This window comes from Flavobacterium sp. XN-5 (assembly GCF_008033395.2).
Lineage (GTDB): Bacteria > Bacteroidota > Bacteroidia > Flavobacteriales > Flavobacteriaceae > Flavobacterium > Flavobacterium hiemivividum.
In genome coordinates this window covers 1-16,503 of the sequence record NZ_VOGZ02000009.1, presented here as the reverse complement: position 1 = coordinate 16,503, position 16,503 = coordinate 1, and the positions used below count along the sequence as shown (strand labels likewise).

Below are 16,503 nucleotides of genomic sequence, written 5' to 3'. Positions count from 1 at the left end.
CTTAAAGTAATAAATCAGTATTTTAGCCTAACTTTTTAAAGAAAATAATGCAAACTCCAAAAACGATAGCAGTTGTTGGTTCTGGCTTAGTCGGATCTTTATTAGCTATTTACTTACGCAAAGCAGGACACGTCGTTCACATATATGATAGAAGTCCAGATATTAGGCAAATTCAATTTTCGGGTCGTTCCATAAATTTAGCAATGTCTACTCGGGGCTGGAAAGCCTTGGATGGCGTTGGTATAGGGGATTCTGTTCAGGAAATCGCAATACCCATGGGGCGACGCGCTATTCATTTGGTTGACAAGCTTAATTTTCAAAATTACGGTCAAGAAGGTGAGAGCATTTATTCAATTTCAAGAGGGGCTTTAAATAGAAAAATGATCGATCTGGCGGAAGAAGCTGGAGCAGAATTTTTCTTCGAACAGAAAATTTGGGATGTTAGCTTGTCGGAAGCTACTTTGCACATTGGGGAAACAGAAAGAGGAGCTTGGCAGGAAAAGAAATACGACTTGGTTTTTGGTGCTGATGGTGCTTTTTCCAGAATTCGTCACCGCATGCAACGCCAAAGTATGTTTAACTATTCTCAAGAGTTTTTAAATATTGGGTACAAGGAATTAAATATCCCTGCAAATGCTGATGGATCGCATAAAATAGATAAAAATTCATTTCATATTTGGCCTCGTGGTGAATACATGTTGATTGCGTTACCCAATTTGGACGGCAGTTTTACCTGTACTTTATTTATGCCTTTTGAAGGAGAAAATTCGTTTGCATCATTGGTCGAAATAAAAGATGTAGAATTGTTTTTCGAAAAGAATTTCCCTGATTCTATTGATGTTATTCCAAATTTAACGGAAGATTTTTTCCAGAATCCAACAAGTACATTGGTGACTATGAAATGTTATCCTTGGACATATAAAGATAAAGTCGCCTTGATAGGGGATGCATGTCATGCTATCGTGCCTTTTTACGGACAAGGTATGAATGCTGGATTTGAAGACATTTCAGTTCTTAACGAAATGATGGAAGAATACGGTGATGATTGGTTGTCGATTTTTTCTGAATACCAAAAATCTCGTAAGCCTAATGCTGATGCTATTGCAGAACTCTCTTATCGTAATTTCATGGAGATGAGTTCTAAAACAGCTGACGATAAATTCCTACTACAAAAAAAGATTGAAAACTGGTTCTCTGAGAAACATCCTGATAAGTGGATTCCACTTTATAGTAGAGTCACGTTTAGCGACCGTCCATATACTGAAGCATTAGCTATCGGGGATGATCAAAATGCTATTATGGAGGAAGTTTTAAAAATGAAAAACATAGAAAGCGTGTGGGATTCTCCAGACGTAGAAAATAAGATTTTAGAACTTTTATCTGAAAAAGAAACAGTCAGGAATTAAAGTTTAATTCCTGACTGTTTTATTTATTCTTCGCGATGTACTTTAGTAAAGTCAAATGCAGGAGTGCATATTGCAATATACTCACAAGGCTCGTCAAATGGATTTGAGTATTGAACCCGGGTATTTTTTTCAATTTTTATAGACTGCCCGGCTTCTAGGATTATGGTGTCTACCTCAATAATGAACTGTTTTTTTCCTTTTATAATATAGGTGTATTCTGCAAATTCTGGAGTTTGAAAAGGTTCACTCCATTTAGGAGGTGCGATCATGTGTGCAATCGATATTTCGGGATTGTTTGTAGTCGCTAAACCATGGTGCTCTTCAATCAATTTTCCATCTGTTGTTGGTACAACAAATGGAGTGCTTTGAATAAAATATTTTTTCATTGTATATTTTCTAGTTAAAGATTAATTACACTTTTCTAAGTTCTATTACTTTATCTAGCGTGTAATAAAGGCCTTTAGTTTTCTTGTGTTTTGCTTTCGTGTAAAAATCGATTCTAGTTACTAATTTTAGTATCGCTATTGATTCAAGTATAAAAGGAATCAATTTTAGGATTGAAAGGTATTCTAATGTTTCGCTAATTATTCGCTTGCGGGTAATTCCGTATTGTTTTTCATGACAACAAAAAACAGAATTGTTGTTAAAATAGCAATCACAATTCCGATTATATCTGAAGTTATGATGTCTAACCCAAAACCTATTGTAGGGTCATAAAAAAGATAAGACCCAAGGACTGATGTTATGAAAAATGCAGGTATTAAGGCAACGATATAATGGTTTTTTTTTTGGTACAAATAAACTGCTCCAATCCATAACGCAATTGCGGATATACTTTGATTTGCCCAAGAAAAATACCTCCAAAGAAGTTGAAAATCTATTTTAGTTAGAATAAAGGCAATTGCAAAAAGTGGAATTGCAATTATAAAACGATTTCTAAGTGTCTTTTGATCAATTTTCAGGTAATCTGCGATAATCATTCTTGCGGCCCTGAAAGAGGTGTCTCCAGAAGTTATAGGTAAGACGATAACCCCTAAAATAGCAATTGTTCCACCGATGGTTCCTAGAAATACTGTTGCAATTTTATGAACTACTCCAGGGAGTCCTTCAGTTGCTAGTAAAGTACTAAGCCCTTCTCCGTTCATAAGGCTCATTGCCGCTGCGGCCCATACCATTGCTATAACTCCTTCTACAATCATCATTCCGTAGAATATTTTACGACCGTCTTTCTCATTTCTAATGGTTCTGGCGATTATAGGGGATTGGGTTGCATGAAATCCTGATAAAGCACCACACGAAATCGTTAAGAATATTACGGGGTAATATGGGATGTCTTTCGGATGCATATTTGTCAGCGTCAATTCAGGAATTGGATTTCCATACATAAACATCCCTACTGCAACACCTACGGCACTCAATAATAATAGAAGTCCAAGGATAGGGTATATTTTTCCGATAACTTTATCAATTGGTAAAATTGTAGCTATGATGTAATAGACGAAAATAGCGAGTACAATTAAGGTAAACATATTTAAATCTTTGCCTATAAGGTCATCTATCATGCTTGCTGGTGCGGAAATAAAAACAGTTCCCACTAAAAGAAGCAGTAGAACGGTAAAGAAATTAACGATGTGACTGAAGGATTTTCCTAAGAATTTTGAGGCCAAGGCTGGTAAGTGAGCTCCTCCATATCTGATGGAGATCATTCCCGTTAAATAATCGTGGACAGCTCCAGCAAAAATGCAACCAATAACGATCCAAAGGAAGGCTACTGGACCGTATAAAGCGCCTAAAATAGGTCCGAAAATAGGTCCGACTCCTGCAATATTTAAAACTTGTATCAAAGAATTTCTATTGCTGTTCATGGGGACAAAGTCTACTCCATCTGCGTGAGTGTAGGCTGGAGTAGCTCTGTTAGGATCTGGTTTAAAAATGTTTTCAATAAATTTACCGTAAAAGATATATCCCAATACGAGTAAGACTATGGCTGTAATGAATGTAATCATTATAATGAGTGGGGTTAATTATAATTAATTTAAAGGGATCAAGGTAGGGCTATTTATAAGAAACGAGTAAGCCTTCCTTTAATTCTTCATTATTTATTATGTTATTTTTTCATCATTTTCGACAAAATCCCTAATGCTCCTCTTATAAAGGTGGCGCTAGTCAAGACTTTTAAAACAGATTTTGTTACTCTACCGCTAACTGTGCCTGTAGTGTTTTGTGTTTGTCTTTGTTTGGGTACGGTTACTTTAATCTCTTCTTTCTCTTTTTCTTCTTTGGCGATTTCGGCATCTATAACAGCTATCTTTTTATTTAACATCTCGTATGCGCTTTCACGATCGATAAGTTCGCTGTATTTCTTTACTAATTTTGATTTGGTGTTGATTTCCTGAATTTCACTCTCGGTTAAAACGTCCATGCGGCTCATTGGAGCTCGCATCATGGTGACCACAAGAGGAGTTGGAATTCCTTTTTCGCTTAAAGCGGTAACTAAGGCTTCTCCAATTCCTAAGCTGGTCAACACTTCACTTGTTTCGTAGTACTCTGAAGTAGGGTAGTTATCTGCAGTTTGCTTAATGGATTGTCGGTCTTTGGCAGTAAAAGCTCTCAGAGCATGTTGTATTTTTAGACCTAATTGTGCTAATATACCGCTTGGAACGTCCATTGGATTTTGGGTTACAAAGTAAACTCCAATACCTTTTGATCGAATTAGCTTTACAATAGTCTCGATTTGTTCAAGTAAAGCTTTGCTAGCCTCGTTAAAAATTAAATGTGCTTCGTCAATAAAAATAACTAATTCAGGTTGTTCTGAATCGCCCTTTTCTGGTATTTGTTGGTATATTTCTGCTAATAAGCTTAACATGAATGTCGAAAACAATTTTGGTTTATCTTGAATATCTGTCAGTCGGATGATGTTGATATAACCTTTTCCGTTTTCATCCATTCGCATTAAATCGTTAATATCAAATGACATTTCGCCAAAAAAGAGTTCAGCTCCCTGTTGTTCTAGTTCAATTATTTTTCTAAAAATGATTCCTGTTGTCGAAGTTGAAATCTTGCCATAATCTCTCGTTATTTCCTCTTTTCCCTCTTCGGTGATGTAATTGATGACTTTTTTTAGGTCTTTCAGATCTAACAAAGGCATTTTATTGTCATCGCAATATTTAAATAGAACAGACATTACCCCGGATTGAGTATCATTTAGATCCAAAATTCGCGAAAATAAAACAGGTCCAAACTCTGATACAGTGGCACGCAGTCGCACTCCGCTTTGTTCAGATAGTGATAATAATTCTACAGGAAATTTAGAAACGTTGTACGGGAGGTTTATTTTGGCATGTCTTTCCGTAATAAATGCCTTTTCTTCACCTTTTTTGGCAATGCCGCTAAAGTCACCTTTGATGTCCATCATTAATACTGGAATTCCAAAAGAGGATAACTGTTCAGATAAAACTTGAATAGTTTTAGTTTTCCCAGTACCGGTTGCGCCAGCGATTAAGCCGTGTCTATTTAGCGTTTTTAATGGAATTTTAACATGAGCATCGGCTAATGCTTCTCCATCAAGAATGGCTCCTCCCAAGATAATACTTTCGCCTTTAGAGGTGTAGCCTTTAGTAATGTGTTGTATAAATTCTTCTTTTTTATTCATAACATTGATATTGTTAAAGTTAGCTGCAATATATTATTAATTTTTTAAACGAAGTAATTTTGGAAGTTACTGTATTTTTATTCCTTTTTTATTGCTAATAGTGAAAATACTTAAATATGTATATTAAATTTCATTTCTTGATGTATTGTGTCAATAATTCATAAATTGATGGTTTTTATGTTGAAATATAGTAAATTTGTTTAACGATATTGAGTAAAATAGCTGTATCAAAAAAATCTTGTTTTATTTTGAATAAATTAAATTGTAATAAAATTAAAAAAAGTTTTTTTATTTGAACTAAAAATATAAATTTGCGGGACTACAAGTTTATTATAAGTAAAAATAAAATTATTTAAAACTATTAAAATTAAAAAAAATGGCAAACGTTAAAAAAGAAAACACTTCAAACGGTGGAGGAATGGTTTCAGGAATGATTATTTTAGCATGTATTGGTGTGGGTGTATTAATCTGGAAATTTATCATGGGTAACCCTGCGAATTTTGAAGGTGGAAATCCTGATGGAATTCCGTTGAACACGTTAGGTCAAGTATATCACGGTGGTGCGGTTGTACCGGTATTATTAGGAATGTTGTTAATGGTTTTTGTTTTTTCTATCGAAAGATTTTTCGTTATATCTAAAGCAGCTGGTAAAACTAAATTAGATACTTTTATGACAAAGATACAAGCAAGTATCAAACAAGGTGAGATTGATGAGGCGATTGCTTCTTGCGACAAACAACAAGGATCTGTTGCAAATGCAATTAAATCTGCACTTGTAAAATACCAAGCAGTTAAGAAAGAAGGATTTAATAGTGAAGAAGCAGCTGAGACTATTCACAAAGAAATAGAAGAGGCAACTTCTCTTGAGATGCCAATGCTACAAAAAAATATGACAATTATTTCATCTTTAGTTTCTTTAGGAACTCTTGTTGGATTATTAGGAACTGTAGCGGGTATGATTAAAGCGTTTGGTGCACTAGCAGCTGCTGGTACTCCTGATCAAGCTGCTCTTGCTGCTGGTATTTCTGAGGCACTTATTAATACTGCTACAGGTATTGGGACTTCTGCTGTTGCAATTATCTCTTACAACTTCTTTACTTCTAAAATTGATGATTTGACTTACTCTATTGATGAGGCAGCTGTATCAATTGTAAATACTTACAGAAGATTCAGAGGAAGTTTGAAGCAATAATTAGGTTGATATTTATATCAAATAAAAAACAAAAAGAATGGCTAAAATAAATATAAAAAAGAATGCGGGGTCTACTGATATGACCGCAATGTGTGATGTCGCATTTCTATTGCTTACCTTCTTTGTAATGACTTCAACAGCTAAGATTCCTGAAGCATTGCCTGTAGATACTCCTACTTCAACAGTTCAGACTAAATTGCCTGAAACTGATTTGGCTACGTTAACTGTAGGTGAAGGAAAGGTCTTCTTTGATTTGAAAGGAAAAGAAGTTCGAGTTAGAACCTTAGAGTTAATGGGTGAGAAATACGATGTAACTTTTTCTGATCAAGATAAGGAAGTATTTTCAAGGATGGATGATTTTGGTGTGCCGCTTCTTAATCTTAAACAAATCATTGATATGAAAGCGTCTGATAGAAGTAAAGCAGGGCAACCTGGTATTCCTGCAGATTCACTTGATAATCAATTGAAAGAATGGATCTATAATGCGCGTATTGCAAATATAGAGGTGAACGATAAAGAATTGCAGGTCGCTATTAAAGGGGATGCAAAAGAAGAGTATCCAGCCATTAGAAAAGTGATGGATATGTTGCAAGATCAAAAAATCAATAGCTTTAGTTTGGTTACTGGTTTAAGAGGAAAAGATTTTTAATAAAAAAAAGACACTAAAATGGCTGAATTAAATACCGGTGACGGTGGAGGCAAAAAAGGTGGTAAAGTAAGAGCTAAAAAAGCGAATGCAAAGGTAGATTTAACTGCTATGGTGGATTTAGCTTTCTTATTAATCACATTCTTTATGCTTACCACGACGTTGTCTAAACCTCAATCGATGAACTTGGGGTTGCCAGATAAAGATCCTAGCAAAGATAACGTGGATATGAAAGTGGACGAAAATCGTACTATGACAATTATGTTAGGTGCTGATAATAAGTTGGTTTATTACGTTGGTTTGTTGGCTACTCCTATTGCAGGTCCAAAAGAATTACCATATGGTAAAGATGGTATACGAAAGGAAATTCTATCTAGAAAGAAGTCAGTACTGGAGTATACAGGAAATAAAGACAAAGGTATGATTGTAATTATCAAGCCTAGTAAGAAAGCAAATTATAGAAATGTAATTGATATACTAGATGAGATGGCAATTTCTGACGTTCCGACCTATACTATTGTTAATGATTTTTCTCCTGAAGAACAAAAATTGTTAGAAGGAAAACAAGAGTAATCTTGTTTTCTTAATAACCTAATAATTAAGAAAAATGAAATTAGACATATTAAAAAATCAATGGCTTGAGATCGTATTCGAAGGACGTAATAAAGTTTACGGAGCTTATGAATTGAGAAGAACCAATAGAAAAACTACTATTAAAGCGCTAATTATTGGAGCCTTATTTTTTAGTGTTGCTGTTGCTGCTCCTCTAATCATGGACTTAATTCCTAAAGGAGAAGAGAAAGATATGGACAGAGATATTAAAATCACTGCGATAAAACTACCTCCAAAGAAGAAAGAAGAGCCTAAGTTAAATGTTCCACCACCACCACCACCACCACCAAAAGTGGATCAGGTTAAGTTTGTGAAGCCAGTAGTGGCTAAGGCAGAAGAAGTGACTGAAGAGCCGCCGAAAATTGTTGAGATCAAAGAAAAAAAGATTGGTGCTGAAACAATTAAAGGAGATCCAGATGCAGTTTTAACTGTTGCTCCAGTGGGTACTGGACCAACTAAAGTGGTAGAAGCTGATGACAATCAAATTTATAACACAGCTGGTATCGAAGTAAAACCTGAATTTCCAGGTGGTATGGATAAGTTTTACTCTTATGTAGGGAAAAACTATCGTGCTCCTGAAGAAGAAGGACTTAAAGGTAAAGTTTATGTTACTTTCGTAGTTGAAAAAGATGGTTCGTTAACAGATATCAAAGTATTAAGAGATATTGGTTATGGAACAGGGAAAGAAGCTATTAGAGTTTTAAGTAAATGTCCTAAATGGAATCCAGGTGTACAAAATGGAAAACCGGTTAGAGTACTATACTCTCTTCCTATTACTATTCAAACAGCGGATTAATGTTAGAACAAGCAATGAAAAACATACAGAAGAAATCGCTTAAAGAGCGATTTCTTCTCGTTATGGCAATTTTGTTTTTTGTAGTTTATTTTGTTTTGGGATTATTTATTATATTTATGAATGATTTCCCGCTTGATATGGCTATGGAATATAGAATAGCCTTTGGGGTGCTTCTTATCGTATATTCTATTATAAGAGCGGTTCGAATTATAAAAGACAATAAAGATTAGATTATGATAAATTTTGCTAGGCAGTCGTTTGTAGTAGTGCTCTTAATTTCGTTATTATTTATTGGTTGTAAGAAATCAGAGGATAATAAGGAAACTATTCTTAAAGGAACAACAACTATACTTGTTGACGAAACGCTACAACCCCTAATGGAAGATCAGATTTCTGTTTTTCAAGGTCGTTATAAGGCTGAGATTGTATTGGAATCTAGGTCTGAAAAAGAGGTTATGCTTGCATTCCTAAAAGACACTTCTCGAATTGCTCTTTTATCTAGAAAATTGAATAATGAGGAGGTTAAATATTTTGAGCAATTAAAAATTAAACCTAAAACAACTAAAATTGGTAGTGATGCCATCGCTTTTATTTCAAATAAAAACAACAATGATACGTTAATAGCTTTAAAAGACGTTATTCTTTTTATGCAAGGTAAATCACAAAAGGGGATTAAAGGGTTAGTATTTGATAATCCAAATTCTAGTACCATGCGTTACATGAGCGAGTTGGCGGGTATTGCAGAAATGCCGAAGGAAGGAGTTTTCTCTTTTAAAACGAACAAAGATGTTGTTAAGTTTGTATCTGAAAATGATGGGATGATAGGTGTTGTTGGTCTCAATTGGTTGTATCAACCCTCGCCTGACATTGCTGATTTCATTAAAAATATTAATGTATTAAGCGTTAAAGGAGAAGGTAGTCAGGAGTTTGTGGCGCCTACACAAAACAATTTAGCAGAAGGTAAATACCCTTTGGCACGTGATTTGTATATAATTAATTGTCAGGGATATTCTGGTTTAGGAATGGGGTTCGCTTCATTTGTTGCTGGAGACGTGGGACAAAGGATAATTTTGAAAGCAGGACTATTGCCTATACGTATGCCTGGTAGAAAAGTTGAGTTTAAAACCAAATCAATTAAAGAAAATGAATAAGGATAAATTAAATAAAGTTAAAATGAACAAATTTAGAATTCTAGGAGTTGCCTTTTTGGCCGGAATGACAGTGAGTTTCGCACAGAACATTGATCAAGCTAAAAAAGAAATTGACGCCGAAAAATACCAAGCTGCGAAGGTAACTTTGAAATCAATTGTAAAATCAGATCCGTCTCAAGGAAAAGCATTTTTCCTTTTAGGAAATGTTTACTTATATCAAAACGTAGCAGATTCTGCTCAAATGACATACAAAAGTGGTTTGTCAGCTAAAAATGATGCGCATTTCAATTATATTGGACTTGGTCAATTAGATCTTGACAATGGAAAAGCTTCAGCTGCAAAGGCTAACTTTGATTCAGCGATCAAAGAAATGAAAAGAAAAGATTTTGAAGAATATGTTTATGTAGCAAGAGCTTACATGAATTCTACAAAACCGGATTATAAACAAGCGCTGTCAACTTTAGAATTAGCTAAAGAAAAAAATGGTCAAGAGCCACAAGTACTTTTAGCTTTTGGAGATGCTTATTATGGTGATAAAAACCAGAATGAAGCCTATTCTAATTACCGTAACGCTTTTCAAGCTGATAACAGTTTAATTAGAGCAAAAGTTCAATTAGGTGTTTTATTAAAAGGAGCTAAAGCGTATACTGAGGCAGTAAAAGCATACAGTGATGTTATGGCTACTAATCCTAATTATGGTCCATTGCACCGTGAGTTAGCTGAGACTTATTATTTATGGGCGCTTAACGTACCAGGAAGACAAGACCAATACTTGAAAGAGGCGTTAGGTCACTATGAAAAGTACATGTCTTTGACTGACTATTCTTTAGATTCTCGTATGCGTCATGCTGACTTTTTAATTCTTGCTAAAGATTACAAAGCTTTAGAAATTGAAGCAAATAAAATGAAAGAGATTGATCAGGTGAATCCTCGTATCTATCGTTATTTAGGTTATTCTGCTTACCAAAATAATAATGTTGATTTAGCAATTAAATCTTTAACTGATTATATTGCTAACCCATCAAATAAGGTGATTAGTTTAGATCATATGTATTTAGGTTTAGCCCAAATAAAAAAAGGAACTAGTGCAGATGGTACTTCTGTAGATCCAGTACTTTTTGAAAAAGGACTTGCTTCTATTAGAAAAGCGGTTGAAATTGAAAAATCAGTTACTAACGAACTTGGTGAAGTAGGTAAGAACCTTTATGAGCAAAAATTATATAAAGAAGCAGCTGCGATTTTAGAAATTGCTACTTCTAACAATGAATCTAGCGGTTTCCTATATGACAACTATTATTTAGGTAATGCTATTTATTTTGATAACGCACAACCTGGTGTTGTAAAAGATACAGTTGCTTTGAGAAAGGCTGATATTGCTTATGGAAATGTAATTACAGCTTCACCTGATACTCAAGACGTATATCTTTCTCGTGCTAGAACAAATAGTTTGTTAGGTGATGATCAAGCAATGATTAAATATTACCAACAATATATTGATCTCGTTACTAAGAAAGGACCTGAAGAATTAGCGAAGCCAGCTGTTAAGGCTAAACTAATTGAGTGTTACAACTCTATGGCTGCAGGATATGCAAATTTTGATAAAGCTAAGGCTAAAGAATTTTTTGCTAAAACCCTCGCACTTGACCCAACGAATGTTTACGCAACACAATCACTTAATTTACTTAAGTAGTCAAGTTTACTAAATAGGAAAGCCCGATAGTTGAAAAGCTATCGGGTTTTTTGTTGTCTTTTTTTATCGTTTTTTATTGTGCTAAAGGGATTTTAAAATATCCTTTCTGTATTATTAATTTAAGTCCTTTTCTAATTAACTATCTTTGCACTTTAAATTACAAAAATGTTATCAAAAGAAATACAATTGGAAGTAAATAAAGGAGCTATGTTGCCTTTGATGGAAGAGTTTTATACGATTCAAGGTGAAGGGTATCATACTGGAACCGCGGCATACTTTATTAGAATTGGTGGCTGTGATGTAGGCTGTCATTGGTGTGATGTTAAGGAAAGTTGGAATGCAGAGTTGCATCCACCTACAGCTGTTGATAGGATTGTTGCAAATGCAAGTAAATATTCTGAAACAGTTGTGGTAACTGGTGGAGAGCCTTTAATGTGGGATATGAGTTTGTTAACTCGCAAGTTGAAAGAGAATAATCGAAAGGTACATATTGAAACGTCTGGCGCTTATCCTTTGTCTGGAACTTGGGATTGGATTTGTCTTTCGCCAAAGAAAAACAAGCTTCCTACCGAAACTGTTTATGCTAATGCACATGAATTAAAAGTGATTATCCACAATAAGCATGATTTTATTTTTGCGGAAGAGCAGGCCGAATTAGTTAATAAAGATGCCATCTTGTTCCTTCAGCCAGAATGGAGTAAAAAGGAGGAAATGACACCGCTTATTGTAGATTATGTTATGAATAGTCCAAAATGGAGAGTTTCTTTACAGACTCATAAATTTCTTAATATTCCTTAAAAAATTGAGATTAAATAAGAAAAGCCAAACAACAATTGTTGTTTGGCTTTTCTTATTTGAATTTTTAGCTGAATTCTATAAGTAAGTGTGTGCCTCTAAACTGAAAGTTTCGCTAGATAATCATAATGCTCTCCTTCAAGAATTAATTCTGCTTGTAAGTTATTTGCGAAAGCCGCGTTTTGTAAAGTATTATAGTCAATATACATCCAGTTGAAAGGTTTTTCTTTTTCACCCTTGTAGCCAATGTTAAAAACTACCTCTCCATAATATTCATTATCAGAAGGAATCCATTTTCCTCCGTCTTCATCGTCATCAAACATGTATATAATATCAGAACTGTCCATTAAAATTTGGCCACCTGGATTCAATAGTGATTTTAGTTTTAGAAGGAAATTTGGAATATTTTTTAGTTTCCCACACATTCCTGCGCCATTCATCAGCAGTAAAATCGTATCGTAGCTTTCCTTTTCTAATGTCATTACATCTTGAACTCGCGCATCTTTAATACCTCGTAGTTTGCAGGCCTCAATTGCATTTGGTGAAATATCGATTGCAGTCACTACTAAATTCAAGTCGTTTTGTAAGTACAAACTATGACTTCCTGCTCCGCAGCCTACATCAAGGATTTTTCCTTTTGCAAGCTGTAAAGCTTTTTGTTCCATTTTTGGCATTTCTTTATAGGAACGAAATAAATAAGCAACACTCATTTCGTCTTCTTCGGATATGGTGGTTTCTGTAATTAAATCTTCAGGAGAATTATTGGTTTGATAATCTAGGATGGCTTTGCCAAAAAGGTCTTTCATTGTTTGTATTTCAAAATTCAACATTCATTATTCAAAGTTCGTCGCTCAAAAAGTGTAATTTTGTAAAGAATTTTAAAATCTAAACTTGAAACCTACTTTAAACGAACTCGGAAAACTTGCCAAAGATAAGCATATAGAAAACAAAAAGTATTTCGATAAGCTTAAAAAGAAGACCCCTAAAAATTTAGATTATGTGATGCAAGACTTACATGTTGCTGAATTTAAACGAACGGATTGTTTAAAATGTGCAAATTGTTGTAAAACTACTGGACCTTTGTTTACGTTAGCCGATATTGAACGGGTTTCAAAATACCTTAAGCAAAAACCACAGCAGTTCATCGAGCAATACCTTCGGGTTGACGAAGACAAGGATTATGTGCTGCAAAGCCTGCCTTGCACTTTTTTAGATCATGAAAATGCCTGTATGATTTATGATGTTCGACCAAAGGCTTGTCGAGAATTTCCACACACAGATAGAAAGAAGTTTCAGCAAATAGCAGATCTTACCTTGAAGAATGTTGCAATTTGCCCTGCTGCCTATAATATTGTCGAGGAAATGAAGAAAAAGCTACCGTTGTAGTGAACGACTTTATTCGTAAATTAAATAGTTCTCTCTCATTTTTTTAAATTGATCTAAACCTGTTTTCCAACTCTCTCTGATTTCAGTTTCTGGTACTCCGGATTCAATTTGTTGTTGCAACTTTCGTGTTCCAGCTAGATTTGTAAAAAACGCATTGAAGAACTTGGATTTATCCATGGTGTTAGTATAGGCTTTGATGAGCCATTTCAATTCCAGTTGTCGGAGTTCATTTTGAGTTGACAAATCTTCGCCAAAGCATTTTACTTCATTATAAACTGGATTTTGTGCTCCCATATTTGGTTTGGGAGTAAAACTAAAATTACCTTTTGTTAAATAGGGCGAACCGTAGATTTGGAATTGCAGTTCGGTTCCTCTTCCTACGCTTACATTTGTGCCTTCAAAAAAACATAAACTAGCGTATAGATTGATCGATTGCTCATTTGGTAAGTTTGGCGAAGGTTTTGCAGGAAGGCTGTATTTGCATATTTCTATTATAGTTGGAGCAAGGAATAACTGTTAGTTTGCAGTTGATTCCTTTTTTCAGCCATTTTTCACCATTAATCATTTTTGCATATTCACCAATTGTCATTCCATGTAAAACGGGAATAGGATTCATTCCCACAAAACTGCTATATTCCTTTTCTAGAATTGGCCCGTCAACAATGCTTCCATTAGGATTGGGTCTATCCAAAACAATTAATTCAATATTGTTTTTCGCACAAGCTTCCATTATATAATGCAGTGAGGAAATATAAGTGTAAAAGCGGGCGCCAACATCTTGTAAGTCAAAGACCAAAACATCAAGTCCAGCTAATTGCTCCGACTTTGGTTTTTTATTATTGCCATAAAGCGAAATAATAGGAAGTCCAGTTTTTGAATCCATTCCGTCGACGATATGTTCGCCGGCATCGGCAGTACCTCGAAAACCATGTTCCGGAGCAAATATTTTTCGGACATTAATTTTTTTGTCTATCAAGAAATCAACTAAATGGGTTTGCTTCTTCGTGCTTGTAGAACTTGTGGGAGATTCTTCTATTAAAACGATACCTGACTGATTGGTAATTAAGCCTATGTTTTTACCTTTTAAAAGAGGTAGATAAACTTCATAATTGTCTGCGCCGGTTTTAATTGAATGTGTTTTGGTAGCTTTATCTAGTAAGGCGGCTTCTTTTGTGTCTTCAGTAATAATCGCGGCAGTATCTTTCGACTTGCTCTGGTCTAATCCTTATTTCTTATTTATTGAGCTAGAGCAAGAAAGCAAAATTACTGTTAGAACAAATATTGATGGGATATTTTTAAAAAGTGAATTCATATAACGGATTTGAATAAAATTAGTGTCAATTAGCGTAATTCACGTTTTAGCTGTATTTTTGAATCCAAATCAGATACTTAATCAAATTGAATTTAGAATATTTTATTGCCAAAAGACTTATAACCGCTAAAGATTATAAAAGTAGTATATCTGCACCTATTATAAAAATTGCAATTTCAGCCATTGCCATCGGAATGGTTATGATGATAATCTCAGTAGCGACTGGTGTTGGCTTGCAACAAAAGATCAGAGAAAAAATTTCGGCCTTCAATGGTCAGATCATTATTTCTAATTATGATAGCAATCAATCTGAAGTTACTCTAGTTCCCATTTCGAAAAAACAGAATTTTTATCCCAATTTTGATGCTGTAGCTGGAGTGAGTCATATTCAGGCGATAGCCAGTAAAGCTGGGATTATTAGAACCGAAGATGCTTTTGAAGGAGTCGTATTCAAAGGGGTAGGTGCCGATTATAAGTGGGACAATATAAAGGAGTATCTCATTGATGGAAAATTACCTGACTTTTCAGACAAGATAAATGAAGATGTAGTGATATCTCAATTTCTGGCAGATAGGTTAAAACTCAAAGTAGGAGATCCGTTTAATACCTTTTTCATGAAAGAAGGGCAGAACAAATTGCCTAATATTAGGAGGTTTAAAATCGTCGGGATTTTTAATTCTGGTTTTCAAGAATTCGATGCGACCTATGTGTTAGGAGATATACGCCATATTCAGCGTATTAATAAATGGAAAGCGGATCAGGTAGGGGCATTCGAAGTTTTTGTCGATGATTTTGATAATATTCGGTCGGTAGGTGAAGAGGTGTATCAGTATACAGGTTCTACATTAGATACTAAAACGATCATCGAAAAATACAGTTATATATTTGAGTGGCTGCAATTGTTCGATTTTAATATCATTGTCATATTAATAGTCATGATATTGGTTGCTACAATCAACATGGTGGTGGCTTTGTTGGTTCTTATTCTGGAACGAACTCAGATGATCGGAATATTAAAAGCACTCGGAGCTAACAATTGGAGTATCCGGAAAATATTTCTTTACAATGCGTCCTACTTAATTCTCCGCGGATTATTTTGGGGAAATCTAATCGGAATAGCAATTCTGTTGATTCAGAAATACTTCGGGATAATCAAACTTAATCCTGAAAACTACTATGTCGATCAAGCGCCGGTATATCTTAATTTGGGGTACATATTATTACTGAATGGACTTACCATTAGTGTTTGTTTTTTAGTATTACTGATTCCTTCTTATATAATAACCAAAATTTCACCGGTCAAAGCAATTCGTTTCGATTGATATAGTATTTGGACGTTCCTCGTTATATAAAAAATAGACTATACCTATATATAAGGAGTAACCACTTTTCTTCAGAAGCTATTTCCCGCCCCCGACACTTTGGGACGCTACAATCTACCTGGCCTTCTCTTCTCGTCTTTTCGGATGAGAAGGGACTGGCTTGATAGGATTTCCACTGCTATGGGGGCTAGGTGAGTCGCTTTTAGAAGTGAGATTTAAATATTAGTAATAAAATCTCCAAAAAACAACACCTATATATAATAGTATATAAAGCAAGAGCACTAAATTATTCGGGAATCAAGGCTAGTTATGCTATGTGATACTACTACGGAGTCAATAAAAAATGCTGTATTCTCAACGAAACAGGGCGAACCACGTCCACAAATTCTCCCTTTCCTTGGGAGATTCCCGACGGTTCGGGAGTAGGAGGAAAAAACTTTCCACTTCAAGATTCCTATTTCCAGCGAGTTAAGTCATGCGTTAAGAAAACATAAAAAAATAGTCAATAAAAAGTATTGTTTAACGCTATAAAGGTGCTACTTT

At 34.8% G+C, this 16,503-nt stretch carries 15 protein-coding genes and 1 pseudogene; 11 read left to right on the top strand and 5 right to left on the bottom strand.

The window, feature by feature from the left end:
* Positions 1-47: 47 nt before the first annotated feature.
* Positions 48-1,406: an FAD-dependent oxidoreductase gene (locus FQU23_RS13720; RefSeq protein WP_147674324.1), complete on the top strand. Its 1,359-nt coding sequence runs from the start codon at positions 48-50 to the stop codon at positions 1,404-1,406.
* 23 nt (positions 1,407-1,429) lie between these two features.
* Here FQU23_RS13720 and FQU23_RS13715 read toward each other — a convergent pair whose 3' ends face one another.
* From FQU23_RS13715 to FQU23_RS13705, 3 genes are all read right to left on the bottom strand, one after another.
* Complete coding sequence (locus FQU23_RS13715) at positions 1,430-1,792, bottom strand: cupin domain-containing protein (protein WP_147674323.1); 363 nt, start codon at positions 1,790-1,792, stop codon at positions 1,430-1,432.
* Between the two features lie 198 nt (positions 1,793-1,990).
* Positions 1,991-3,412 (bottom strand): carbon starvation protein A, encoded by a 1,422-nt coding sequence (locus tag FQU23_RS13710; RefSeq protein WP_147674322.1) that lies wholly within the window; start codon positions 3,410-3,412, stop codon positions 1,991-1,993.
* 101 nt (positions 3,413-3,513) lie between these two features.
* Positions 3,514-5,058, bottom strand: a complete 1,545-nt coding sequence (locus FQU23_RS13705; protein WP_147674321.1) for a helicase HerA-like domain-containing protein — start codon at positions 5,056-5,058, stop codon at positions 3,514-3,516.
* Positions 5,059-5,434: 376 nt separating this feature from the next.
* On the opposite strand from FQU23_RS13705, the gene FQU23_RS13700 reads away from it, so the two are divergent.
* The 8 genes from FQU23_RS13700 to FQU23_RS13665 all read left to right on the top strand — a co-directional run bounded on the left by FQU23_RS13700 (position 5,435) and on the right by FQU23_RS13665 (position 11,943).
* Positions 5,435-6,250 (top strand): MotA/TolQ/ExbB proton channel family protein, encoded by an 816-nt coding sequence (locus FQU23_RS13700; RefSeq protein WP_132111902.1) that lies wholly within the window; start codon positions 5,435-5,437, stop codon positions 6,248-6,250.
* 37 nt (positions 6,251-6,287) lie between these two features.
* Positions 6,288-6,899, top strand: a complete 612-nt coding sequence (locus tag FQU23_RS13695) for an ExbD/TolR family protein (protein ID WP_132111904.1) — start codon at positions 6,288-6,290, stop codon at positions 6,897-6,899.
* An 18-nt stretch (positions 6,900-6,917) separates the two neighbouring features.
* Complete coding sequence (locus FQU23_RS13690) at positions 6,918-7,469, top strand: ExbD/TolR family protein (protein ID WP_132111906.1); 552 nt, start codon at positions 6,918-6,920, stop codon at positions 7,467-7,469.
* Positions 7,470-7,503: 34 nt separating this feature from the next.
* A complete protein-coding gene (locus FQU23_RS13685; protein ID WP_132111908.1) occupies positions 7,504-8,304 on the top strand; it encodes an energy transducer TonB in 801 nt (266 codons plus the stop codon).
* Positions 8,304-8,534 (top strand): hypothetical protein, encoded by a 231-nt coding sequence (locus FQU23_RS13680; protein ID WP_147674320.1) that lies wholly within the window; start codon positions 8,304-8,306, stop codon positions 8,532-8,534. The genes FQU23_RS13685 and FQU23_RS13680 overlap by 1 nt, the downstream gene beginning before the upstream one ends.
* A gap of 3 nt (positions 8,535-8,537) precedes the next feature.
* Complete coding sequence (locus FQU23_RS13675; RefSeq protein WP_147674319.1) at positions 8,538-9,455, top strand: PstS family phosphate ABC transporter substrate-binding protein; 918 nt, start codon at positions 8,538-8,540, stop codon at positions 9,453-9,455.
* Positions 9,456-9,477: 22 nt separating this feature from the next.
* Positions 9,478-11,145: a tetratricopeptide repeat protein gene (locus tag FQU23_RS13670; protein ID WP_147674318.1), complete on the top strand. Its 1,668-nt coding sequence runs from the start codon at positions 9,478-9,480 to the stop codon at positions 11,143-11,145.
* A gap of 165 nt (positions 11,146-11,310) precedes the next feature.
* A complete protein-coding gene (locus FQU23_RS13665; RefSeq protein WP_147674317.1) occupies positions 11,311-11,943 on the top strand; it encodes a 7-carboxy-7-deazaguanine synthase QueE in 633 nt (210 codons plus the stop codon).
* A gap of 95 nt (positions 11,944-12,038) precedes the next feature.
* Here the strand turns inward: FQU23_RS13665 and FQU23_RS13660 are convergent, their stop codons facing one another.
* Positions 12,039-12,746 (bottom strand): class I SAM-dependent methyltransferase, encoded by a 708-nt coding sequence (locus FQU23_RS13660; protein WP_147674316.1) that lies wholly within the window; start codon positions 12,744-12,746, stop codon positions 12,039-12,041.
* 85 nt (positions 12,747-12,831) lie between these two features.
* On the opposite strand from FQU23_RS13660, the gene FQU23_RS13655 reads away from it, so the two are divergent.
* Positions 12,832-13,326, top strand: coding sequence for a YkgJ family cysteine cluster protein (locus tag FQU23_RS13655; protein WP_147674315.1), 495 nt, complete (start codon positions 12,832-12,834; stop codon positions 13,324-13,326).
* Between the two features lie 9 nt (positions 13,327-13,335).
* Here FQU23_RS13655 and FQU23_RS13650 read toward each other — a convergent pair.
* Positions 13,336-14,515: pseudogene (locus tag FQU23_RS13650) on the bottom strand (exo-beta-N-acetylmuramidase NamZ domain-containing protein).
* 209 nt (positions 14,516-14,724) lie between these two features.
* Here FQU23_RS13650 and FQU23_RS13645 point away from each other — a divergent pair.
* The gene (locus FQU23_RS13645; RefSeq protein ID WP_147674314.1) at positions 14,725-15,960 is read left to right on the top strand and encodes an ABC transporter permease; all 1,236 of its coding nucleotides are present in this window, start codon (positions 14,725-14,727) and stop codon (positions 15,958-15,960) included.
* Positions 15,961-16,503: the final 543 nt, after the last annotated feature.